Below are 20,675 nucleotides of genomic sequence, written 5' to 3'. Positions count from 1 at the left end.
GGGGTGCCGGGTCGCGGCGGGGGACGGGCTGCTGGGTGACACGCTCACTGTTCTGGGGTGTGCGCGGGTGCGGGGGGGCAGGCCGCACGACGCCGTACTTGCCAACCGGGGGACTTGTCCCGGCGGCCGAATCTTCACCTGGAGCACCCCACTACGGGAGAGGGTTGCTGTCCAGCCGGCCAGGGCCGATGGCTGGAACTCTTGATTGCAGGCAAAACGCTAGGGCAGCACGGAGTGCCGGGTCAAAACGGGAAGGCCCGAAATCGACGCTTGACGTAGCAGAAGGCGGGTTTTGTGGCGGAGATTACACGAAGCGGTCCACGAGGTCGCTGAGTTCGGCCGTCAGGGCACTCGAGGTGCGGAGCTCCTGGCCGTCCAGGGAGAGTACCGGCGCGAGGAGCCGGATGCTGGAGATCAGCCACACGGCGTCGGCCTCGAGGAGGTCACGCGGTTCCAGCGGCCCGTAACCGAGCTCCCACCCCTGCTCCTTCGCCGCGGCGAACAGCGCGCTCTGCGAGGTCCCGGCCAGGATCCCGCTCTCGAGCTGCGGCGTGAGGAGGGTCTTCCGGCCGTCGCGGTCGTAGGCCAGGAGCACCGTCGACGTCGGGCCCTCCAGGACCTTGCCGTCGGAGGAGGTGAAGATGACGTCGTCGGCCCCGTGCGCCTTCGCGTACCGCACGGCGGCCATGTTCACGGCGTAGGAGAGTGTCTTGGCGCCCATGAGCAGCCAGGGCGCGCGCTGGGCGACCGTGCTGTCGTACCCGCGCTCGAGGAAGAGGACCTTCAGGCCGGTCTCGCGCTGCCGGAGGGTGGCGTCCGGGACGCGGGCTACCTGGACCCAGGCCGTGGCCCGCCCGGCGCCCTCCACGCCGCGCGTGGCGATCAGCTTCACGACGGCGTGTCCCTGGTCGGGTTCCGCCGCCGCGAACTCGCGCAGGCCCGTGCGGATCGCGCGGCTCCAGGCCGCGGCGTCCGGCACGGTGAGGTCCAGGGCGGCGGCGGACGACGCGAGGCGGTCCAGGTGCGCCCGTTCCTTCCGGGGCGCCCCGTCGACGGCGAGCAGGGATTCGAAGAGGCCGTCCCCGCGGGTGGCGCCGAGGTCGGTGGCCATCAACTGCGGCTGGGAGGCGTCGACGACCCTGCCGTCGTCGTGGGCCGGGTCCAGGAACACGAGAACAGTCATGGGGCCCAGCGTATCGGTCGGGGACACCGGCGGAGCGGCGCTCAGGCGTGCCGCGCCATCCGGTACCTGAGGTTGTCCCGCACCATCGGCCACTCGTGGGCGAGGACGGAGTAGACGACGGTGTCCCGCAGCTCGCCGTCCCGCGTGCGGCTGTGGCTGCGCAGCACGCCGTCCTGCTTCGCGCCGAGGCGCTCGATCGCCGCCCGCGACTGGTGGTTGATCCAGTGCGTCCGGAACTCGACCGCCGGGCAGCCGAGCTCCTCGAAGGCGTGGCGCAGCAGCAGGTACTTCGACTCCGTGTTGGTGCCGGTGCGCTGCGCGGAGGCGGCGTTCCACGTGGATCCGATCTCCACCCGTGGGGTGTCCCGGTCGATGTTCATGTAGGTGGTCATGCCGATGATCGGCCCGGCCTCGCCGGTGCCGGGATCGACGCGGCGCGTGGTGAACGGCAGCATCGAGCCGCTCTCCTGCAGGGCGAGGCGGCGGTCGATCTCCCGGCGCATCCCCTCCGGCGCGGGCACCGAGGTGTACCAGAGGGTCCACAGGGCGCCGTCGCGGGCGGCCGCCACGAGCCCGTCGTGGTGCTCCCGGGCGAGGGGCTCGAGGAGGACGCGCGTCCCGCGCAGGGTCGTGGGGTGGAGGGCCGTCATGCCCCGACCCTAACGCCTCCGGGAACAGTGCCGAGAAGGCAGGACCGCCCGCCGAAGGGCCTCCGGTATGGTCACGTCCGCCCTCTCGGGAGGAAAGGGTCGGCCGGGAAGTCGGAGCCCAGGGCGGAGAGGACCCCGCGCGTCTTCGTCCGCACCTCCGCCCATTCCTCGGCCGGGTCGGAGTCGGCGGTGATCGCCCCGCCGACGCCGAGGGTGAGGCGCGTGGCGTCGGCGTCCTCCTCCAGTACGAGGGTGCGGATGACGACGGCGAGATCCGTGGCGCCGGTCAGGCTGAAGTACCCGGCGGCGCCCGAGTAGGGGCCGCGCGGGGCCTGCTCAAGGCGGTCGAGGATGGCCATGGTGCTGATCTTCGGCGCGCCCGTCATCGAGCCGGCCGGGAACGCGGACCCGACCACCCCGGCGCGCGCGCTGCCCTGCTGCAGGCGGGCGTCGATGGTGCTGACCATCTGGTGCACGGTGGCGTAGGACTCGATGGCGCACAGCCGGCTGACGGTGACCGAGCCCGGCACCGCGTGGTGCGAGAGGTCGTTGCGGAGCAGGTCCACGATCATGATGTTCTCCGCGCGGTCCTTCGCCGAGCTCCGGAGGTCCTCGACCAGGGCGGCGTCCTCCGCCGGGTCCGCCGACCGTCCGCGGGTGCCCTTGATCGGTTCCGCGCGCATGCGGCCGTCCTGCGTGAGCCGCAGGAAGCGTTCGGGGGAGGTGCTGGCCACGGCGAAGCCGGGGAAGCGGAGGTAGTGCGCGAAGGGCGCCGGGCTCGCGGCGCGGAGGCGGAGATACGTCGTCAGCGGATCGAGGCGTTCCACCCGGGCCGAGAGCGACGTCGTCAGGCACACCTCGTACGTGGTGCCGTCGGCGATCTCCGCCTGCGCGCGCCGGACCTTCGTGAGGTACTCCTCGCGGGAGTCCCGGGCCGTGAACCGGGGCGCCCGGTGACGCGGGACACGGGACGGCGGGTCGGGCGGGGGCAGAGGGGCGGTGGCCGTGACGGCGCGGCGGGCGTCCGTCAGCCAGGCCTCGCGGTCCGGGTCGCGGCGCCCGTCCGTGAGCGTGAGCAGGAAGACGGACTGCTCGGCGTGGTCCACGACGACGGCGCGGCCCGCGAAGATCAGCGCGGCGTCCGGGAGGGCGTCGGCCGGCATGGGCACGGACGCGCCGCCGGTCTCCCGCTTGAGCTCGTAGCCGAGGTAGCCCAGCCAGCCCAGGCCGAACCCGCAGGCGAAGTCCTCCGGGGTGCGGACCGCCCGGCGCCCCCAGACGTCGTCGAGCCAGCGGAAGAAGGGCTCACGGATGCGCGTGGTCACCGGGCCCGCCGTGATCTCCGTGGTGCCGACCCGGTGCAGGGCCTGCTGCCCGAAGGCACCGGAGGCGTCGGCCAGGACGCTGAAGCGGTTGCGCCCCTCCGGCAGGGCCGCCGTGGTCCCGGCGTCGGAACTGTCCAGCCAGACGGCGGCGGGGGACGCCCCGTACAGGGCGGCGAACAGCGCGGCGGTGTCCGGTGTCGCGTCGATGCGCTCGCAGTCCAGCCGGAGCCCCCGGCGGCCCGCGCGCTCCGGCCCGAGCAGGGTGGCGCACGCCGGCAGCCCCGTGAGCGCCAGGCGGACGGCGTGCGGCGACGGGGGCCCGCGGTGGCCCTGCACGACGACATCGGCGGCCGCGCCGGGATCGTCGCCCGCCAGCCAGGCGTCCTCCTGGTCCGCCCAGCGGCGCCAGAAGGGCGCGTACGCCGCGCCGTCGCGCTCGATCGCTGTCCGGTGCCGCACCCCGGCGTCCGCCTCGATCCAGATCACCGCGTCGAGGTGGGGCCGCGCGACGGCCGCCGCGGCGCCCACCCCCTCGAGGAGCACGATCTCGGCCGCCGCCGTGGTCCGCTCGGGGCCGTCCTGCCCGCGGTCCCAGTCCCAGGCGTTCCAGTGCGCGGGGCGCCCGGCCCGCAGGGGGAGGAGGACGCGCTCCACGTAGCGGCCGATGCCGTCGTCGAGCCCGTCCCAGCCCGGGTAGAGGTCCTCGAGGTGGAAGAGGCTGACGCTGTGGTGTTCACGGAGGAGGGCGGCGAGTTCGACGGCGAGGGTGGTCTTGCCCGCCCCGGACCGGCCGTCGACGGCGATGAGCAGGGGTGCGTCGGAGGGCACGGGTCAGGCCACGGCGAGCAGGGCGCCGACGCCCACGAAGAGCGAACCGAAGACGCGGTTGAGGACGACCTGCCCGCGGTCGTCCTGCGTGAAGCGCCGGAACGAACGGGCGGCGCCGGCATAGAAGAACCACATGACGAGCACGTCGATGACCACGACGGTCACGGCCAGGACGGCGTACTGGCCGAGCAGCGGGCGGTCCGGGCGGATGAACTGCGGGATCAGGGCGAGGAAGAACACGATGGCCTTCGGGTTGAGCAGGTTCACCCAGAGGCCGCGGCGGACCATCGAGAGCGCGCCCTCGTCGGACTGTTGGGCGCGGACCTCGCTGTGCTCGGGCTGCTGGAGGAACTTCCGCACGCCCAGATAGACGAGGTACGCGGCACCGGTGTACCGGATGAGGTTGAACGCGAGCGGCGAATTGGCGACGAGCAGTCCAACGCCCGCCGCGGCGATGCCGATGTGCACGAGGAGGGCCGCCTGCTGGCCGAGGATGCCCCAGATGGAACGGCGGAACCCGACCGTCAGGGCGTTGCTCATGGTGTTCACGGCACCCGCCCCGGGCATGAAGCTGATCAGGATCTGGGCGCCGAGCAACGCCAGCCAGAGGGAGGGATTCACCCGTTCATGGTAAGCGTCACCGATCGCCGGGGAGGACCATCAGGCGTCGAGTTCGTGGCGGACGAACCGAACGACGCCCTCCACCGCCCCGTGGACCATCCGCCAGGTGGCCTCGAAATCGCTGGCGTCGCCGTACCACGGGTCGTAGATCCCGAGGTCCTCGAGGTCGGCGTCCGTCGTCGCCGGATCGAATTCGCGCAGGAGGTGGATGCGGTCCCGTGCCTCGCCGTCCGGTGCGTCCCGGCGCAGCTCACGGTAATGGTCCAGGTCCAGGGCGAGGATGAGGTCCCGCTCGCTGTACCAGGCGGCCTCGAAGCGTCGGGCGCGGTGCAGGTGGCTCGCGATGCCGAGGTCCGCCAGCTTCGCCGCCGCCCGCTCGTCGATGGGCTTCCCGACCTCCCAGTCGGTGGTCCCCGCGGAATCGACGGCGACGTACTGCTGCATCCCCGCCTGCGCGAAGGCGTGCGCGAGCATGAGCTCCGCCATGGGGGAGCGGCAGATGTTGCCCGTGCAGACGGTGACGATGCGGTACATCCCGCCAGCCTATCGGCGGCGGGCTCAGGCGCGGGCGAGAATCTCGACGCTCGGCATGAGGAACACGGCGTCCTCCGCGCGCCCCCACCGGCGCCACCCCTCGGCCAGCCGCTGCAGGGTCTGCCGGTCGGTGAGGCCCCGCTCGATGGTCTGCTCCGCGAAGGCCGAGTGCTGCACGCGCTCGGCCCAGGACTCCGCGTGCGCGCGCCGGTCCTCGGGGGTGGCGTACACCCACGTCGACGACGACACCTCGACCTCCGCGAAACCGGCCGCGGCGGCCCATCCCGGCAGGCGCCGGCCGGCGTCGGGCTCGCCGCCGTTCCCGCGCGCCAGCGCCCCGTAGAGCTCCCGCCATTCGTCGAGCTCACCGACCGCGGGGTACCAGGTCATCGCGCCGAAGTCCGCCTCGCGGACGGCGACGATCCCTCCCGGCCGCACCACGCGCCGCATCTCCCGGAGCGCGGCCACCGGGTCCGCGAGGTGCTGCAGCACCTGGTGGGCGTGCACGACGTCGAACGACTCGTCGGGCTCGTCGAGGTCGTACACGTTGCCCTCGCGGAACTCCACGTTGGCGACGTCCGCATAGGCGGCCGAGGCCTGCGCGACGACGTCGGCCGACCGGTCGACGCCGGTCACCGAGCCGGGGGCCACGAGATCCGCGAACCCGGCGGTGATGCTGCCCGGACCGCACCCGAGGTCCAGCAGGTCCATGCCGGTCTCGAGGAGGGGTTCGAGGTAGGCGGCCGAGGACGCGACGGTGCGCATCGCGTGGGCGGCCGTCACGCTCGGGTGGTGTCCATGGGAGTAGATCTCGTCGTTCATGCCCGACACGCTAACCGGCGGACGGCTCGTCGGCGGGATCGTCGCCGTCCCGCGCGTCGCCCTTCGCCGCGACCGTGGCGTCGGTGATCCTCTGCATCATGTCGCGCAGCAGCATCAGTTGCTCCTCCGTGTACTGGTCGAAGACGCCGTTGATGTGCCGGGCGAGCGGGGCGAACAGCATGGCGCCGGTGCTCCGGGCCTTCTCGGTCAGCTGGAGGTGGACCTGCCGCCGGTCCACCTCGCTGCGTCGCCGCGTCACATGGCCGGCGGAATCGAGGCGGTCCACCAGCGCCGTGGTGGCCGGCGAGCTCAGGTTGAGCTCCTCGCGCAGCATGCCGGGCGTCACGGTGAGGCCCGCCCGGGCAGCGCCCATCATGATGCTCAGGGCATGGAGATCCGTGCGGTACAGGCTGTCGCGCTCACTGGCGACCTCCACGTAGCGCTCGGTCTCGACCGTGAACTGCCGCATGAGTGCCATGAGTTCGTCCCTCGTGGACATCGTCCTCGCCTCCTGTCGGTCCCAGCTTAGGCCGCTTCGCATTATCTCCACCATAGATATACTTTGCTGCAGAGAGAATCCGAGAGAGGCGTGGAGTGCGATGAAGAACAAATGGCTGAGGGTGTTGCTGCCCGTCGTGGTGGTCCTGATCTGGCTGGTCGGCGCGGCGGTGGGTGGCCCCACCTTCGGGCGCCTCGAGGAGGTCTCGAGCAACGACCAGGCGTCCTTCCTGTCCGCCAGCGCCGAGTCGACGGAAGCCGGGGAACTGCAGCAGCAATTCAGTGACTCCGATGCCATCCCCGCGGTGATCGTCGCCGAGTCGGACACCGCGATCGACCCGCGGGACCTCGGCCCCTACGAGGAGCTCGCCGTGACGCTCGGGGAGGTCGAGGGGCTCGAGCCCCCGGCCGAGGGGGCGCCGGCGGTCGCCGGGCCCATCCCGTCGGAGGACGGCTTCGCCGTCCAGTACGTCGCCTTCGTCTCCTCCGACGCCGAACTGGCCGAGGTGGTCGGCGAGCTGCGCACCGTCCTGGACGAGGACCTGCCCGACGGCGTCACCGGCTACGTGACCGGCCCGGCCGGCTTCACCAACGACCTCGTCGAGGCCTTCGGCGGGATCGACGGCATCCTGCTCGCCGTCGCGCTCGGGGCGGTGTTCCTCATCCTCCTCGTCGTCTACCGGTCCATCGTGCTGCCGTTCCTCGTCCTGCTCACCTCGGTGTTCGCGCTGGCGACCTCGATCCTGCTGATCTTCGGCCTCGCGAAGCTCGACATCATCCAGCTCAGCGGCCAGAGCCAGGGCATCCTCTCCATCCTCGTGATCGGTGCGGCCACGGACTACGCGCTGCTGCTCGTCGCCCGGTTCCGGGAGGCGCTCGCGGAACACGAGACGAAGTGGGAGGCCATGCGGGTCGCCTACCGCGGCTCGTTCGAGCCGATCCTCGCCTCCGGCGCCACCGTGATCCTCGGCCTGCTGTGCCTGCTCTTCTCGGACCTCAACTCGAACCGGAGCCTCGGCCCGATCGCCGCCATCGGCATCGCGTTCTCCCTCGGCGCGGCGCTCACCCTCCTTCCCGCGTTCCTCCTCCTGTTCGGGCGGGCAGCCTTCTGGCCCCTGCTCCCGCGCTACAACCCTGCGGCAACCGCCGTCGTCTCCCCGCACCACGGCCGGCATGCCGCGGCGACCGGCGCCGGACCCGAGACCGGCCTCGAACGGCTGACGGGTCTCTGGCGGCGGGTGGCCCTGCTCGTCGGCCGCCGGCCGCGCGTGCTGTGGATCGCGTCGGTGCTGATCCTCGGTGCGGGCGCCCTCGGGCTCACCCAGCTGCAGGCGAACGGCGTCCCGCAGTCCGCCCTGATCCTGACGCCGTCCAACGCCGTCGACGGCCAGGAGGCCCTCGGCCGCCACTTCGACGCCGGCTCCGGGAGCCCCGTCTACGTCGTCGCCCCCGAGGCGGACCAGGAGGCCGCGCTCGATGCCGTCTCTGCGCAGGAGGGCATCTCCGACGCCGCCCTGACCGCGGACCGGAGCGGCGAGGCGGTCGTCCAGGACGGCCGGGTCCTCATCAGCGGGACGCTCGAGTACCAGGCCGATTCCGAGCAGGCCGAGGACGTGGTGCGTGAGTTGCGGACCGCGCTCGACGGCGTCGGCGGAGGAGACGCGCTGGTCGGCGGTGTCACGGCGGTCGCGATCGACACGAACGACACCGCGCTCGCGGACCTCGTCAAGATCATCCCGATCGTGCTGGGCGTCATCCTCGTCGTGCTGATCGTCCTGCTCCGGTCCGTGCTCGCACCGGTGCTCCTCGTCGCCAGCGTGGCGCTCTCCTACGCCACGGCCCTCGGTGTCTCGGCGGTCGTGTTCAACACCGTCCTCGGGTTCGAGGGGGCGGACGCCTCGGTGCCGCTGTTCGGCTTCGTGTTCCTCGTGGCCCTGGGCGTGGACTACAACATCTTCCTGATGACCCGGGTCCGGGAGGAGTCCCTCCGGATCGGCACCCGCCCCGGCATCCTGCGCGGCCTCGGCGTGACGGGCGGGGTCATCACCTCGGCCGGCGTGGTCCTGGCGGCGACCTTCGCCGCCCTGGGCGTGATCCCGATCCTGTTCCTCGCGCAGATCGCGTTCATCGTGGCCTTCGGCGTGCTCCTCGACACCATCCTGGTGCGCTCGCTGCTGATCCCGGCCCTGGCGTACGACATCGGCCCGAAGATCTGGTGGCCGTCCAAACTCGGTACGGTGCCCTCCCCGAGGTAGGCCCGGGCGCCGAGTGCGCACGCGGGGTCGGTGGTCCACGGAACAACCCACCCCACGTGCGCAACGGGCGGGGTGGAGGCTCCGCACAGCCGCGGCACAGGTCCGGGACAGCCCCGTGCAAGGTCCTTCCCGCAGGCTGGAGGAACACCGTGCGGGATACTGGACCGCAACGCTTGCCCGCGCCGTCCAGGCCGCGGCCGGGACCGAGGACCACACATGGCCGACGCCACGCACCACTCCATGACCGACAACCTCCCGCGCCTCGCGCACCCGGACGGCAGCCCCATCCGGGCCCTCGTGGTCGACGACGAGGCGAGCCTCGCGGACCTCGTCAGCATGGGTCTGCGGATGGTGGGCTGGAGCGTGACGACGGCGAACGACGGCCGCGCCGCGGTCGCCGCCGCGCGGGATTTCCGCCCCGACGTCCTCGTGCTGGACGTCATGATGCCCGGACTGGACGGCATCGAGGCGCTGCAGAAGATCCGCGCGTTCGCCCCCGGCGTCCCGGCGCTGTTCCTCACCGCGAAGGACGCCGTGCAGGACCGCATCTCCGGGCTCTCCGCGGGCGGCGACGACTACGTCACCAAGCCCTTCAGCATGGAGGAGCTCATGCTCCGCCTGCACCGGCTCGTGCAGCGCTCGGGCGTCGCGGCGTCGGACTCCGCCGAGTTGGTGGTCGGCGACCTCGTGATGAACGTCGACACCCGCGAGGTCACCCGCAACGGCGAGGACATCACGCTGACGTCCACGCAGTGGGAGCTCCTGCGGTATCTCATGGAGAATCCCCGCCGCGTGGTCAGCAAGGCCCAGATCCTCGACAACGTCTGGAAGTACGACTTCGGGGGCCAGGCGAACATCGTGGAGCTGTACATCTCCTACCTGCGCAAGAAGATCGACGCCGGCCGTCCGCCCATGATCCACACGGTGCGCGGCGCGGGGTACGTCCTGAAGCCCGCGGCCCCGTGACCGTTCGCCGTGATGGCCCCCGATCGGGGCCGGCCGGCCGCCCGCTGCACCTGCGGACGAAGCTGATCCTGGTGACCCTCGGCCTGCTCGCCGCCATCTGCGTGGGCATCGGCGTCCTCAGCCACCTCGCCATGAGCGACTATCTGACCGGCCAGCTCGACGACGCCCTCGAGCCCGCCGCCGGACGGGCGGGCTTCCCGGGGGGCCGGTCGCCCGGGGACGACGACCGGCCGTCGCGCGGCGTCGACCCGGGGAACGCGGCGGGCCAGCGGCCGGGCACGCTCAATGCCGTTTTCGACGACGGCGAGGCGCAGGTCTCCGCGCTCGTGCTGGACGACGGCAGCACGGAACCGCTCACGCCGGCGGACCTGGACCTGCTGGCCCGGCTCGATCCGGCCGACGGACCGGACGAGCTGGACCTCAGCACCGGCCAGTACCGCGTGGACGCGTTCGGGATCTCCCCGACGCCCGGCTCCGACGACGTCCTGGTCACCGGCCTGTCCACCGCCGAGCGCGACAGCACCCTCGCCTCCCTCGGCGTCACGGTCGCGGGCCTGTCGCTGGCGGGGCTGGCCCTGGCCGGTATCGCCGGGACGGCGGTGATCCGCCGGTCGCTCCGGCCCCTGGAAGAGCTGTCCGCCGTCGCGACGTCCGTCTCGCAGCTTCCGCTGTCCTCGGGCGAGGTCGCGATCCCCGTGCGCGTCCCACCCGCCGCGGCGCAGCCCGGCACGGAGGTCGGCACCGTGGGACTGGCGCTCAACGGGATGATCGACCACGTGACGGGTGCCCTCCAGGACCGGCAGGCGAGCGAGATGAAGGTCCGCCGGTTCGTGGCCGACGCCAGCCACGAACTGCGCACACCCCTGACGTCCATCCGCGGCTACACGGAGCTGGTCCTGATGAGCGAGGCGGTGAGCCCGTCCGCGCGCTCGGCGCTGGAGCGTGTGGACAGCGAGTCACGGCGCATGTCCTCCCTGGTGGAGGATCTCCTGCTGCTCGCCCGCCTGGACGAGGGCCAGCGCGCCGAGGCGTCCGACGTCGACCTCACCGAGCTCGTCATCGAGACGACGAGCGACGCACAGGCGTCCGCGCCCGGCTACACCTGGGAGCTCGCCCTGCCGGAGGAGCCCGTCGTGGTGCGGGCCGTGGAGGCCGAGATCCGCCAGGTGCTCATCAACCTGCTCTCCAACGCCCACAGGCACACCCCACTGGGAACCGTGGTGACCACCGCGGTCACGGTCGAGGCGGGCCGCGCCGGCGTCGCCGTGACGGACACCGGCCCCGGTATCGACCCCGCCTTCCTCGACACCATCTTCACGCGCTTCAGCAGGGCGGACACCGCACGGTCCGGGAACGCCGGCAGCACCGGGCTGGGGCTCGCGATCGTCCGGGCCCTCGTCGAGGCGAACGGCGGTACGATCAGCGTGAGCAGCGAGCCCGGGCGGACGTGCTTCCGCGTCGACCTGCCCGCCTCACAGCCCGGGCACATCCCGGATCGAGACCGTTCCGAGGATCCGTCCGTATAACGGAAGCATGACTCTCTCCGCGCTCCCCGCCAGCAGGTCCTCCAGCCGTCCGGCGCGTCGCATGGTCATCGCGCTGGTGGGCATCGACGGCGCGGGCAAGACGACGGCGGCCGCCGCGCTCGGTCGGCTCCTCGGAACGACGATCCCCACGATGGTCCTCGCGAACCCGGCGGGGCGGCGCACCATGACGGCGTGGACCGCGCAGCTCGGCGTCGCCGTCCCGCCACGGGTCCTGGATCTCATCGAATCGGTGGTCCGGGTCACCAACGTCCTCGCCAACCATGTGCGCGCCCGCCGGTTCGGCGGCGTCGTCATCCTGGACCGGCACCTGCACTGCCAGCAGGCGCTGCGTGCCGCCCGCGGCCTGCCGCACGGGAGGCTGCTCGCCGTGCTGGCCCGCATGCTGCCGGCCCCGGACGTCGTCGTGTTCCTCGATGTCAGCCCGGAGGAGGCTGTCCGCCGGATCACCGCGCGGGGCGTCGACTCCGAGCGCGTCGAGGACCTCAGGGCCTACCGCGACGGCTACCTCGGGCTTCCCGGCGTCGCCGGTTTCCGGCGGGTGGAGGCCGACGGGCCGCTGCTCGGAGTCCTCGACGAGCTCGAGGACATCGTCGCGGGATGGCGGGCGCGTCCCGTTCCTCCTCCGCGCGCAATCGGCCGGTTCCGCCAGCTCGCCGCGCAGCGGTGAAGCGCAGGGGTCGTACCGGGGAATGTCCTGCACCAGCGCAAGCTTTGCGCAAGAACTCCGTGTGCGTGCACGCTGCCCATCCGCCCTCGCTAGGCTTGGATCGTGCCCCTACCTTCAACGTCGTCAGGCCCCGAGCAGTATCAGGGCCGGTACCCGGTGGACGGCGCGGCACGCGTCCCGGACGATGCCGCGGCGCCCCTCGTCGATCCCGCGGTCCTCGCGGACATGACGCGCGACTTCTCCGACCCCGTCATCGTGCACCGGTTCGCCCAGGACTTCTCCGCGACGCTCGAGGGCAAGCTCGACCGGCTGGAGCTGAGGCTTGCAGCCGGCGACGCCACGGGCGCGGAGGATGCCGTCCTCAGTGTGACGACGTCGGCCAGGATGGTGGGCGCGATGCGTCTGGACCGGGCTGCGCGCGCGATCCACGGGATGATCACCGCCGACGACCTCCACGGCGCCCGGGGCGGACTGGTGATGCTCCGCGTCTGCGCGACGGACACCATCGGGGAGCTCCGGGCAGCTTATCCGGAGAACCCCGAACCGACGACGGTCCCGAGCTAGTCCGTGCTCCGGGGGACGACGCGGAACCCCACGCCGCGCACCGTGGTGATGAGATCCGGGGCGCCCTCGACGCGCGCCAGTTTCTGCCGGAGATTCGCGATGTGCACCTCGATGGCGCGCTCGTCCGTGCGGCTGACGAAGTTGTACCCCCGGTAGTCCGCGCCCCGGGACACCCGGACCAGTTCCTCCTTCGTCCGGACGGCGCCGTTGCCCCGCATCAGCTCGTACAGCAGGTTGAACTCGGTCTTCGTGAGCGGCAGTTCGACGCCGGCATGGCTGGCGATGCGCGCGTCACCGTCCACCGTGATCCCGCTGTTCCGCAGGACGTTCGCCGGCGTCACCGGGACGTCGACGGGCGGGGCGGGGGCAGCGGGCGCCGTGGGGGCTGCCGGCCGGGCCGGCGGATGCAGCGCGTTCTGCCCGATGCGGGGCCGGCGCAGCATCGCGTCGATGCGCGCGCGCAGTTCGCGGGGCCGGAACGGCTTCAGGATGTAGTCGTCGGCTCCCGCCTGCAGGGCGGAGAGGATGTCCAGCTCGTCGCTGTGGCCGCTGAGGACGATCACGTAGCAGTCGGTGGTGTTGCGGATCCGGCGCAGGACCTCGTAGCCGTCGATGTCGGGGAGCCCGATGTCCAGGGTCACCACCATCGGATGCTCCTGGCGGACCACATCGACGCCCTCGCGCCCGGTGGTGGCCCCGCTGACAGCGAAACCGCCCTGCTCGAGGACGGCGGACACCAGGTTGCGGATGTCGAGATCGTCCTCGATGACGACGGCGGCCCGGCGATCGGATGATGCTGCGCTACTCATGGGGCGCTGTCCCGGGACGGACCTGCAGCGCGGCCGGCGCCGGCCGGCAGGCGGGGGTGGGAACTGACGGGACGTGTCGTGTCCGAGGCATACTCCGTGGACCTGTTCTCTTCGGCGGCCCGGCTGACCTCGAGGGTCCCGTGGCTTTGCGTCCCCGGCTCGCACCGGGTTTGCCTTTGTCGACGAGCGGGTGCTCGCCCGATGATCGTAGCAACCCTCACCGACGCCTTCGTGAACGACTCGGGAACGAGATCCGACCGTAACGCCGGCGGCGCTCGTGCCGGGTGTCCGGCGTCGGTCAGTTCCTCCGCGCCGGTGGCCGGAGGAACTGTGCCGCGGCCTGCAGCACGGCCTCGCCGACAGCAGCAAGCGCCGCCGAACCGTGGCGCCATTGCTGCCAGTACAGCGGGACGTCCACGTGGCCCTCCGGGTCGAGCGCGACGAGATCCCGCGGGTCGGACTGCAGCTCCAGATCGGACACGAGGCCCCACCCCATACCGAGGCGGACGGCCCCCGCGAATTCCTGCGCGGCAGGTACGTAGTGGCGCGGCGGGTCGGGGGCCGCACCGGTACGCGAGCGCAGATATCGGTCCTGGAGGTCGTCCTTCCGGTCGAAGAGGACCACCGGGGCGAGGGAGAGCCGTTCCGGCGTCGCACCGGCCGGGAACCAGGTGTCGCGGTATCCCGGGGAGCAGACGGGCACGTAGCGCATGATGCCCAGTGGCTGCGAGGAACACCCCGGTACGGCGGAGGCCACGGAGGTGATCGCGGCCGACGCTGCCCCGCTGCGCAGTAGTTCGAGGGAGTACTCCTCGTCCTCCCGCAGGATCTCCAGCTGCAGGGTGTCCGCGACCCGCGCGAGGGCCGGCAACGCCCAGGTGTGCAGGGAGTCGCCGTTGACCACGATCGTGAGGCGCCGTCGCGGGCCGTCGCGGGTCGCGTCGAGCTCGGCGGCGAGGTCTGCTGCCAGCAGGTCGAACTGTCGCGCGAAGCGGATGATCGCCTGGCCCGCGTCCGTGGGGCGCAGGGGTCGGGTCCGGGTGACGACCGGACGGCCGACCGCCACCTCGAGGGCCCGGATCCGCTGGCTGATCGCGGAGGGTGAGACGGACAGTGCGGAAGCCGCGGCCTCGAAACTGCCCCGGTCGATGATCACCGCGAGAGCTTCGGCCTGGTCGGGATCGACAAACTTCATGAGCAATACTTACCATAGTGCACAATCATTAGCTGGCCTGAAGTTCACTGCCCGACCTACCGTGGATCATGATCTCCACTGCGACCACCGGCCTTGCCGCCGGCCTGACCCTGATCGTGGCCATCGGCTCGCAGAATGCCTTCGTCCTGCGCCAGGGGCTGCGGCGTTCCCATGTGGCGCTGGTCGTAACGGTGTGCGCCGTCTCGGATCTCGTGCTGATCGTCCTCGGCGTCGGCGGACTGGGGGCGGCGATCGAGCGGGCCCCCGTGGTCCTGGAGGTGGTGCGGTGGGCCGGGGCGGCCTTCCTCGCGGGGTACGCGGGGCTCGCGGCCTGGCGCGCAGTCCGGGGTGAGCGCCTCGACGTCGACGGCGGACCCGCCGCGATGTCCTGGCGTGCCGCGCTCGGAACCTGCCTCGCCCTGACCTGGCTCAATCCGCACGTGTACCTCGATACCGTGCTGCTGCTCGGCTCCCTCGCTAACACGCACGGCACACCGGGCCGGTGGTGGTTCGCGGCGGGCGCCGCCCTCGGCAGCGTACTGTGGTTCACGGCGCTCGGCGTGGGGGCCCGCTTCCTCGCACCCGTCTTCGCCCGTCCGTGGGCGTGGCGCATCCTGGACGCGGTGATCGCCGTCGTCATGCTCCTGCTGGCCGTGCTGCTCGTCCTCCGGTGACCCGGGCGCCGTCGATCACCGCGCCACCCGGAGCTACTCCTCGTTGGCGCGCTCCTCGATCCAGTCCGTCGCCGCATCGGAGAGGAAGAGGCCGTCGGGGCCGCGTTCGCCCATCCACCAGGAGTCGGAGGCCACCTGGCCGCCGGCAGCGCTGATCTCGGCGACCACCTCGGGCGGAAGGGCCTCGCCGTTGTGGGCGATCAGCCAGTCGCGTATCCGGGGCGTGACGTCGTTCCACCACTGTTCGAGATCCATGCCCGACAGTATGGCACCCGTGCGTGCTCCAATAGACTTGCCGGCACTGCTACACCGACCGGTCGGACCGCCTGCCGGAGGGGACCACAGGAGGCACCATGCCCAGCGTCGAATCGGCTCTTCTGAAGGCGCTCGACGAAGCGAGGGTCAGTGCCAAGGGGCGTTCGGCCGCGATCCTCGTCCATGACGGGCCCCTGCGTCAGACCGTCATCGGGCTCAGGTCCGGGCAGGTCCTCGCCGAACACAATTCCCCGCCTGCTGCGAGCCTGTACGTCCTGCGGGGCCGGGTACGGGTCACCGGGCAGGACCAGTCGGACGTGTCTGCCGGGGAGATCGTGGCGTTGACCCACGTGCGGCACGGTGTCGAGGCGCTGGAGGACTCCGTGTTCCTGCTGACGACCGTGACGAGCCAGGCCGGTGACAGCCACGGTGGCGGCCCTCAGGAACGACCCCACGAGTAGATCCCTGGTCGGTCCGCCGCCGTGCGAAGAGCATGGGCGGACCCGCCGGGCCTCCGGCGCTGGATCGTCGAGACCGAGGTATCCGTCTCTTCTAATACTGTGTGACGCACACTATAGTTCTTGATATGGCCGATGATGACGACCTGATTGCCGGGCACCTGCAGGAATTGCGGCGGGGGACGGTCGTCCTTGCCTGCCTGACCCGGCTGCGCATTCCCGACTACGGGTACGCGCTTCTCGAGGCCCTCGACGCTCTCGGCATCCAGGTCGATGCGAACACCCTGTACCCCCTGCTCCGGCGTCTCGAGAAGCAGGGCCTCCTGACGAGCGAGTGGAACACCGCCGAGTCCCGTCCGCGCAAGTTCTACCGGACGAGCCCGACCGGCGACGCCCTTGCCGCCACCCTCAGTGCCGACTGGGATCGGCTGACTGCATCGCTGCACCGCATCTCCGAAGGGGAACTGCCATGACCACACTGACCGACCGCTATGTCTGGGCCGCGGTGCGGACCGTCCCGGAGCCGCAGCGCTCCGGCCTCGAGCCCGAGATCCGGGAATTGATCGAGGAGAGCGTCCGTGCGCGGATCGACGCCGGCGACCCCGTACCGGCCGCCGAATCCCGGGCGCTCACCGAACTGGGCGATCCGGAGCGGCTCGCCGCGGCCTACGTCGACCGACCGCTGACCCTGATCGGGCCGCGCTACTACCTCGACTGGTGGCGGCTGCTCAGGACCGTCGCGCTGATCGTCGTGCCGATCTCCACCGCCGCGGTCCTGGTGGCGCAGCTACTGGTGAGCAATGATCTCGGGGGTGCCATCGCCGGAGCCGTCTCGACGGCGCTCGGCGTGACCGTGCACCTCGCCTTCTGGATCACGCTCGTGTTCGTCATCATCGAGCGCACCGGCACCCCGGGACCCGGTGCGGCATGGTCGCCCGACGCCCTGCCGGACGTGCCCGACCTCTCCCGCCGCAGCCGTCTGCCGGACCTGATCGCGTCCCTCGTCTTCCTCGTACTCCTCGCGGGCGTGCTTCTCTGGCAGCAGTTCGTTCCGGGCGTCCGGGATGCCGCAGGCGGTGCCGTCCCGGTCCTCGATCCAAAGCTGTGGTCCTTCTGGATCCCGTGGTTCCTCGGTCTGCTCGCCGCCGAAGCGGTGTTCGCCGTCGTGGTGTACCTGAGGGGGTGGTCCTGGTCGCTCGCGGTGATGAATCTCGGGCTGAATCTCGCCTTCGCCGTCCCGGCGGTGGTCCTGTGGATCGACGGCCGGCTGCTCAATCCAGGGTTCCCGGCCGCCGTCGGATGGGATCAGGGGGCGCCGGAGGCGGGAGGGGTGATCGGCGCGGGCATCGTGGCGACGGTCCTGGTCATCGTGACCTGGGATGTGGTGGACGGGTTCCTGAACGCGCGGCGTGCGTCGGGCGCCCCCGTCCGGCGGCCGGCGCTCCACAACCGTTGATCCTCGGCGATCCACAGGGAGCGCGCGTACCGTGGCGTCATGGCAGCCACCGAGTCCCGTCAGCAGCACATCGTCAGCACGCTCGTGGAGGCCCACCAGGATCTCATGGGTGTAGATCCCCTCGCCTTCCGCGCCCGGTTCCGGAAGATGGCGGCGGATCCGTATGCCTTCTACCGGGGGAGTGCGGCCCTGTTCTACACCGACATGGCAGGGCTCGACGACGCCTGGGCGGACGAGCGCACCAGCCGCGTGTGGATCCACGGCGACCTCCACGCGGAGAACTTCGGCACCTACATGAGCAACGAGGGCCGGCTCACCTTCGACGTCAACGACTTCGACGAGGCCTACGTGGGCCACTTCTCGTGGGACCTGCGCCGCTTCGTCGCGTCGCTGACTCTCCTGTGCTGGCAGAAGGCGCTGCCGTCGCAGGCGGTCCGCGACCTCTCGCGCACCTATCTGGAGGCCTACCTCGGCCGGGTCGGGGACTACGTGGACGACGAGCAGTCCACCTTCGCCTTCGGACTCGACAACACGGACGGACCCGTCTACCGGGTCCTGCAGCAGGCCCGGGCGGCGCGCCGGACGCGGCTCCTCGATGCCCTCACGCTCATCGAGGACTACGAGCGCCAGTTCCGCGACGACGGGTCCATCCGGGTGCTCGAGGACCACGAGCGGCAGGAGGTGGCGGAGGCGTTCGACCGCTACCTCGCCACCATCCCGGACAGCGAGCGGTCGCGGCGGCGGGTGTTCTATCGCGTGAAGGGCATCGTGGGCAAGAAGGGGTTCGGGATCGGCAGTGCCGGCCTGCCCACCTACAACGTGCTGATCGAGGGCTTCGACGAGGCCCAGGAGAACGACATCATCCTCACCATGAAGCAGTCGAACATCGCCGCGCCCAGCCGGATCGTCGACGACGAGCGGGTCCGCGGCTACTTCGAGGACGACGGGCACCGCGCCGTCATCAGCCAGCGGTCCCTGCAGACCCACACCGACCCGTTCCTCGGCTATACGACCATCCGCGGCGTCTCCTATGTGGTGTCGGAGCTCTCGCCGTACAAGCGGGATCTCTCCTGGGAGGACCTCACGGAGCCGGAGGACATGGTGCCGGTGCTCGAGGCCCTGGGACAGGCGACGGCGAAGATCCACTGCTCGACCGACGAGGACAGCGACCACGACCTCGTGCCCTTCCGGACGGAGACCGCCATCATGGCCGTCGTGGACCGCTCGCGTGAGGACTTCCTCGACGACATCGTCGGGTTCGGGGAGGCCTACGCCGCGACGGTGCGCGAGGACCACGCGCTGTTCGTCGACGCCTTCCGGGAAGGACTCATCACTGCCGTGCCGGCGACCTGAGCCGGGAAGTTGAGTCGATCGGACTCAACTCCATTTTGTTCTCCGATGGGACGCCCGTATAGTTGAGTGCAGAACGCTCAATCTACGCGCCCGGCGGATGAGCGCCTCGCAAATCCCGGGCAGTCGAAAGGAACTTGCATGTCACGTGCAGTAGGTATTGACCTCGGAACCACCAACTCGGTCGTCTCGGTTCTCGAAGGTGGCGAGCCCACCGTCATCGCGAACGCCGAGGGCGCCCGCACCACGCCGTCGATCGTCGCATTCTCCAAGTCCGGCGAGGTCCTGGTCGGCGAGATCGCCAAGCGCCAGGCCGTCAACAACATCGACCGCACCATCGCCTCGGTCAAGCGCCACATGGGCACCGACTGGAACGTCGCCATCGACGACAAGAAGTACACGCCGCAGGAGATCTCCGCGCGCATCCTCCAGAAGCTCAAGACCGACGCCGAGAGCTACCTCGGCGAGAAGGTCACCGACGCCGTGATCACCGTGCCGGCGTACTTCAACGACGCCGAGCGCCAGGCCACGAAGGAGGCCGGCGAGGTCGCGGGGCTGAAGGTGCTGCGCATCGTCAACGAGCCCACCGCCGCGGCGCTCGCGTACGGCCTCGACAAGGGCAAGGAGGACGAGCTGATCCTCGTGTTCGACCTCGGCGGCGGAACGTTCGACGTCTCCCTGCTGGAGGTCGGCAAGGACGAGGACGCCTTCTCCACCATCCAGGTCCGCTCCACCGCCGGCGACAACCGCCTCGGCGGCGACGACTGGGACCAGCGGGTCGTGGACTACCTGCTCTCGCAGGCCAAGGCCAAGGGCGCCGACCTGTCCAAGGACAAGATCGCGCTGCAGCGGCTGAAGGAGGCCGCCGAGCAGGCCAAGAAGGAGCTGTCCTCGGCGACGTCCACCAACATCTCCCTGCAGTACCTCTCGGTGACGCCGGACGGACCCGTCCACCTCGACGAGCACCTCTCCCGCGCCAAGTTCCAGGACCTCACCAAGGACCTGCTGGACCGCACGAAGAAGCCGTTCCACGACGTCATCACCGAGGCCGGCATCAAGGTGGCCGACATCGACCACATCGTCCTCGTCGGCGGGTCCACCCGGATGCCCGCGGTCAGCGAGCTCGTCAAGGAGCTCGCCGGCGGCAAGGAGCCCAACAAGGGCGTCAACCCGGACGAGGTCGTGGCCGTCGGTGCCGCACTGCAGGCCGGTGTCCTCAAGGGTGAGCGCAAGGACGTCCTCCTCATCGACGTCACCCCGCTGTCCCTGGGCATCGAGACCAAGGGCGGCATGATGACCAAGCTCATCGAGCGCAACACGGCCATCCCCACCAAGCGCAGCGAGACCTTCACCACGGCGGACGACAACCAGCCGTCCGTGGCCATCCAGGTGTTCCAGGGCGAGCGCGAGTTCACCCGCGACAACAAGCCGCTGGGCACGTTCGAGCTGACCGGCATCGCGCCGGCTCCGCGCGGCGTCCCGCAGGTCGAGGTCACCTTCGACATCGACGCCAACGGCATCGTGCACGTGTCCGCCAAGGACAAGGGCACCGGCACCGAGCAGTCGATGACCATCACCGGTGGTTCCTCCCTCTCCAAGGAGGACATCGACCGCATGGTGCGCGAGGCCGAGGAGCACGCCGCGGAGGACAAGAAGCGCCGCGAGGCCGCCGACGTCCGCAACGGCGCCGAGCAGCTCGCTTACTCGGTGGACAAGCTGATCGCCGACAACGCGGACAAGCTGCCGGAGGAGGTCAAGACGGAGGTCCAGGCCGACGTCGACGCCCTCAAGAAGGCGCTCGAGACGCAGGACAACGACGACGAGGTCAAGGCGGCCTACGAGAAGCTGCAGGCCTCGCAGTCCAAGCTGGGCGAAGCGATCTACGCCTCCGCCCAGCAGGACGCCGGTCAGCCCGGTGCTGCGCCCACCGACGACCAGCCGGCCTCCGGCGGCTCCGACGAGGACATCGTCGACGCCGAAGAAGTGGTCGACGAAGACACCAGCGAGAAGAAGTAGTC

The 20,675-nt window shown here is 70.9% G+C and carries 21 protein-coding genes and 2 riboswitches; of the genes, 11 read left to right on the top strand and 10 right to left on the bottom strand.

Features of this window, described 5'->3' with window-relative positions; all coding sequences use genetic code 11:
* Positions 1 to 89 precede the first annotated feature (89 nt).
* A riboswitch (SAM riboswitch) is annotated at positions 90 to 207 on the bottom strand.
* 97 nt (positions 208 to 304) lie between these two features.
* The 7 genes from C4K88_RS10955 to C4K88_RS10925 all read right to left on the bottom strand — a co-directional run bounded on the left by C4K88_RS10955 (position 305) and on the right by C4K88_RS10925 (position 6,462).
* Positions 305 to 1,183 (bottom strand): aminodeoxychorismate lyase, encoded by an 879-nt coding sequence (locus C4K88_RS10955; protein ID WP_104121649.1) that lies wholly within the window; start codon positions 1,181 to 1,183, stop codon positions 305 to 307.
* A gap of 41 nt (positions 1,184 to 1,224) precedes the next feature.
* Entirely contained in the window at positions 1,225 to 1,833 is a 609-nt protein-coding gene (locus tag C4K88_RS10950; protein WP_104121648.1) for a GNAT family N-acetyltransferase, read from the bottom strand.
* 71 nt (positions 1,834 to 1,904) lie between these two features.
* Positions 1,905 to 3,986 (bottom strand): aminodeoxychorismate synthase component I, encoded by a 2,082-nt coding sequence (gene pabB, locus C4K88_RS10945; RefSeq protein WP_104121647.1) that lies wholly within the window; start codon positions 3,984 to 3,986, stop codon positions 1,905 to 1,907.
* A gap of 3 nt (positions 3,987 to 3,989) precedes the next feature.
* On the bottom strand, positions 3,990 to 4,607 hold the full coding sequence (locus C4K88_RS10940) for a LysE family transporter (RefSeq protein WP_104121646.1): 618 nt from the start codon (positions 4,605 to 4,607) through the stop codon (positions 3,990 to 3,992).
* A 39-nt stretch (positions 4,608 to 4,646) separates the two neighbouring features.
* Positions 4,647 to 5,141: a low molecular weight protein-tyrosine-phosphatase gene (locus tag C4K88_RS10935; protein WP_104121645.1), complete on the bottom strand. Its 495-nt coding sequence runs from the start codon at positions 5,139 to 5,141 to the stop codon at positions 4,647 to 4,649.
* Positions 5,142 to 5,165: 24 nt separating this feature from the next.
* Positions 5,166 to 5,963, bottom strand: a complete 798-nt coding sequence (locus tag C4K88_RS10930; protein WP_104121761.1) for a methyltransferase domain-containing protein — start codon at positions 5,961 to 5,963, stop codon at positions 5,166 to 5,168.
* Positions 5,964 to 5,973: 10 nt separating this feature from the next.
* Positions 5,974 to 6,462, bottom strand: a complete 489-nt coding sequence (locus C4K88_RS10925) for a MarR family winged helix-turn-helix transcriptional regulator (protein WP_104121644.1) — start codon at positions 6,460 to 6,462, stop codon at positions 5,974 to 5,976.
* 100 nt (positions 6,463 to 6,562) lie between these two features.
* On the opposite strand from C4K88_RS10925, the gene C4K88_RS10920 reads away from it, so the two are divergent.
* From C4K88_RS10920 to C4K88_RS10900, 5 genes are all read left to right on the top strand, one after another.
* Positions 6,563 to 8,716, top strand: coding sequence for an MMPL family transporter (locus tag C4K88_RS10920; protein ID WP_104121643.1), 2,154 nt, complete (start codon positions 6,563 to 6,565; stop codon positions 8,714 to 8,716).
* A 216-nt stretch (positions 8,717 to 8,932) separates the two neighbouring features.
* Positions 8,933 to 9,682: a response regulator transcription factor gene (locus tag C4K88_RS10915; protein ID WP_104121642.1), complete on the top strand. Its 750-nt coding sequence runs from the start codon at positions 8,933 to 8,935 to the stop codon at positions 9,680 to 9,682.
* Positions 9,679 to 11,208, top strand: coding sequence for a sensor histidine kinase (locus tag C4K88_RS10910; protein ID WP_241521839.1), 1,530 nt, complete (start codon positions 9,679 to 9,681; stop codon positions 11,206 to 11,208). Before C4K88_RS10915 ends, C4K88_RS10910 begins: the two co-directional genes overlap by 4 nt.
* 7 nt (positions 11,209 to 11,215) lie before the next feature.
* Entirely contained in the window at positions 11,216 to 11,896 is a 681-nt protein-coding gene (locus tag C4K88_RS10905; protein WP_104121641.1) for a dTMP kinase, read from the top strand.
* A 102-nt stretch (positions 11,897 to 11,998) separates the two neighbouring features.
* On the top strand, positions 11,999 to 12,460 hold the full coding sequence (locus C4K88_RS10900; RefSeq protein ID WP_146065672.1) for a hypothetical protein: 462 nt from the start codon (positions 11,999 to 12,001) through the stop codon (positions 12,458 to 12,460).
* Here the strand turns inward: C4K88_RS10900 and C4K88_RS10895 are convergent.
* Positions 12,457 to 13,269: a response regulator transcription factor gene (locus C4K88_RS10895; RefSeq protein ID WP_104121639.1), complete on the bottom strand. Its 813-nt coding sequence runs from the start codon at positions 13,267 to 13,269 to the stop codon at positions 12,457 to 12,459. The two genes, C4K88_RS10900 and C4K88_RS10895, sit on opposite strands and share 4 nt — an antisense overlap.
* Positions 13,270 to 13,379: 110 nt before the next feature.
* A riboswitch (cyclic di-GMP riboswitch) is annotated at positions 13,380 to 13,454 on the bottom strand.
* Between the two features lie 113 nt (positions 13,455 to 13,567).
* Complete coding sequence (locus C4K88_RS10890) at positions 13,568 to 14,464, bottom strand: LysR family transcriptional regulator ArgP (RefSeq protein ID WP_104121638.1); 897 nt, start codon at positions 14,462 to 14,464, stop codon at positions 13,568 to 13,570.
* A gap of 68 nt (positions 14,465 to 14,532) precedes the next feature.
* On the opposite strand from C4K88_RS10890, the gene C4K88_RS10885 reads away from it, so the two are divergent.
* A complete protein-coding gene (locus tag C4K88_RS10885) occupies positions 14,533 to 15,138 on the top strand; it encodes a LysE/ArgO family amino acid transporter (RefSeq protein WP_104121637.1) in 606 nt (201 codons plus the stop codon).
* A 33-nt stretch (positions 15,139 to 15,171) separates the two neighbouring features.
* Here the strand turns inward: C4K88_RS10885 and C4K88_RS10880 are convergent, their stop codons facing one another.
* On the bottom strand, positions 15,172 to 15,393 hold the full coding sequence (locus C4K88_RS10880; protein WP_104121636.1) for a hypothetical protein: 222 nt from the start codon (positions 15,391 to 15,393) through the stop codon (positions 15,172 to 15,174).
* 98 nt (positions 15,394 to 15,491) lie between these two features.
* Between C4K88_RS10880 and C4K88_RS10875 the strand changes: the two genes are divergently transcribed.
* From C4K88_RS10875 to dnaK, 5 genes are all read left to right on the top strand, one after another.
* Positions 15,492 to 15,854 (top strand): cupin domain-containing protein, encoded by a 363-nt coding sequence (locus C4K88_RS10875; RefSeq protein ID WP_104121635.1) that lies wholly within the window; start codon positions 15,492 to 15,494, stop codon positions 15,852 to 15,854.
* A 125-nt stretch (positions 15,855 to 15,979) separates the two neighbouring features.
* A complete protein-coding gene (locus C4K88_RS10870; RefSeq protein ID WP_104121634.1) occupies positions 15,980 to 16,324 on the top strand; it encodes a PadR family transcriptional regulator in 345 nt (114 codons plus the stop codon).
* Positions 16,321 to 17,307 (top strand): hypothetical protein, encoded by a 987-nt coding sequence (locus C4K88_RS10865; RefSeq protein ID WP_104121633.1) that lies wholly within the window; start codon positions 16,321 to 16,323, stop codon positions 17,305 to 17,307. The genes C4K88_RS10870 and C4K88_RS10865 overlap by 4 nt, the downstream gene beginning before the upstream one ends.
* 39 nt (positions 17,308 to 17,346) lie before the next feature.
* Positions 17,347 to 18,660 (top strand): DUF2252 domain-containing protein, encoded by a 1,314-nt coding sequence (locus C4K88_RS10860; protein ID WP_104121632.1) that lies wholly within the window; start codon positions 17,347 to 17,349, stop codon positions 18,658 to 18,660.
* 138 nt (positions 18,661 to 18,798) lie between these two features.
* Complete coding sequence (gene dnaK / locus C4K88_RS10855; RefSeq protein WP_104121631.1) at positions 18,799 to 20,673, top strand: molecular chaperone DnaK; 1,875 nt, start codon at positions 18,799 to 18,801, stop codon at positions 20,671 to 20,673.
* The last annotated feature ends 2 nt before the right edge of the window (positions 20,674 to 20,675 follow it).

Origin of the sequence: Arthrobacter pityocampae (assembly GCF_002927275.1) — a bacterium.
Taxonomy (GTDB): domain Bacteria; phylum Actinomycetota; class Actinomycetes; order Actinomycetales; family Micrococcaceae; genus Arthrobacter_D; species Arthrobacter_D pityocampae.
The sequence above is the reverse complement of the archived record's forward strand: the minus strand, read 5'-3'. Positions and strand labels throughout refer to the sequence as shown.

Excerpts from the sequence above, each read along its gene's own strand:
- C4K88_RS10895 (WP_104121639.1), bottom strand. The coding sequence starts at position 13,269 with ATGAGTAGCGCAGCATCATCCGATCGCCGGGCCGCCGTCGTCATCGAG.
- C4K88_RS10950 (WP_104121648.1), bottom strand. The coding sequence starts at position 1,833 with ATGACGGCCCTCCACCCCACGACCCTGCGCGGGACGCGCGTCCTCCTC.
- C4K88_RS10935 (WP_104121645.1), bottom strand. The coding sequence starts at position 5,141 with ATGTACCGCATCGTCACCGTCTGCACGGGCAACATCTGCCGCTCCCCC.
- C4K88_RS10880 (WP_104121636.1), bottom strand. The coding sequence starts at position 15,393 with ATGGATCTCGAACAGTGGTGGAACGACGTCACGCCCCGGATACGCGAC.
- C4K88_RS10890 (WP_104121638.1), bottom strand. The coding sequence starts at position 14,464 with ATGAAGTTTGTCGATCCCGACCAGGCCGAAGCTCTCGCGGTGATCATC.
- C4K88_RS10875 (WP_104121635.1), top strand. The coding sequence starts at position 15,492 with ATGCCCAGCGTCGAATCGGCTCTTCTGAAGGCGCTCGACGAAGCGAGG.
- C4K88_RS10905 (WP_104121641.1), top strand. The coding sequence starts at position 11,216 with ATGACTCTCTCCGCGCTCCCCGCCAGCAGGTCCTCCAGCCGTCCGGCG.
- C4K88_RS10885 (WP_104121637.1), top strand. The coding sequence starts at position 14,533 with ATGATCTCCACTGCGACCACCGGCCTTGCCGCCGGCCTGACCCTGATC.
- dnaK (WP_104121631.1), top strand. The coding sequence starts at position 18,799 with ATGTCACGTGCAGTAGGTATTGACCTCGGAACCACCAACTCGGTCGTC.
- C4K88_RS10920 (WP_104121643.1), top strand. The coding sequence starts at position 6,563 with ATGAAGAACAAATGGCTGAGGGTGTTGCTGCCCGTCGTGGTGGTCCTG.
- C4K88_RS10925 (WP_104121644.1), bottom strand. The coding sequence starts at position 6,462 with ATGTCCACGAGGGACGAACTCATGGCACTCATGCGGCAGTTCACGGTC.
- C4K88_RS10915 (WP_104121642.1), top strand. The coding sequence starts at position 8,933 with ATGGCCGACGCCACGCACCACTCCATGACCGACAACCTCCCGCGCCTC.
- C4K88_RS10930 (WP_104121761.1), bottom strand. The coding sequence starts at position 5,963 with ATGAACGACGAGATCTACTCCCATGGACACCACCCGAGCGTGACGGCC.
- C4K88_RS10955 (WP_104121649.1), bottom strand. The coding sequence starts at position 1,183 with ATGACTGTTCTCGTGTTCCTGGACCCGGCCCACGACGACGGCAGGGTC.
- C4K88_RS10865 (WP_104121633.1), top strand. The coding sequence starts at position 16,321 with ATGACCACACTGACCGACCGCTATGTCTGGGCCGCGGTGCGGACCGTC.
- C4K88_RS10860 (WP_104121632.1), top strand. The coding sequence starts at position 17,347 with ATGGCAGCCACCGAGTCCCGTCAGCAGCACATCGTCAGCACGCTCGTG.
- C4K88_RS10870 (WP_104121634.1), top strand. The coding sequence starts at position 15,980 with ATGGCCGATGATGACGACCTGATTGCCGGGCACCTGCAGGAATTGCGG.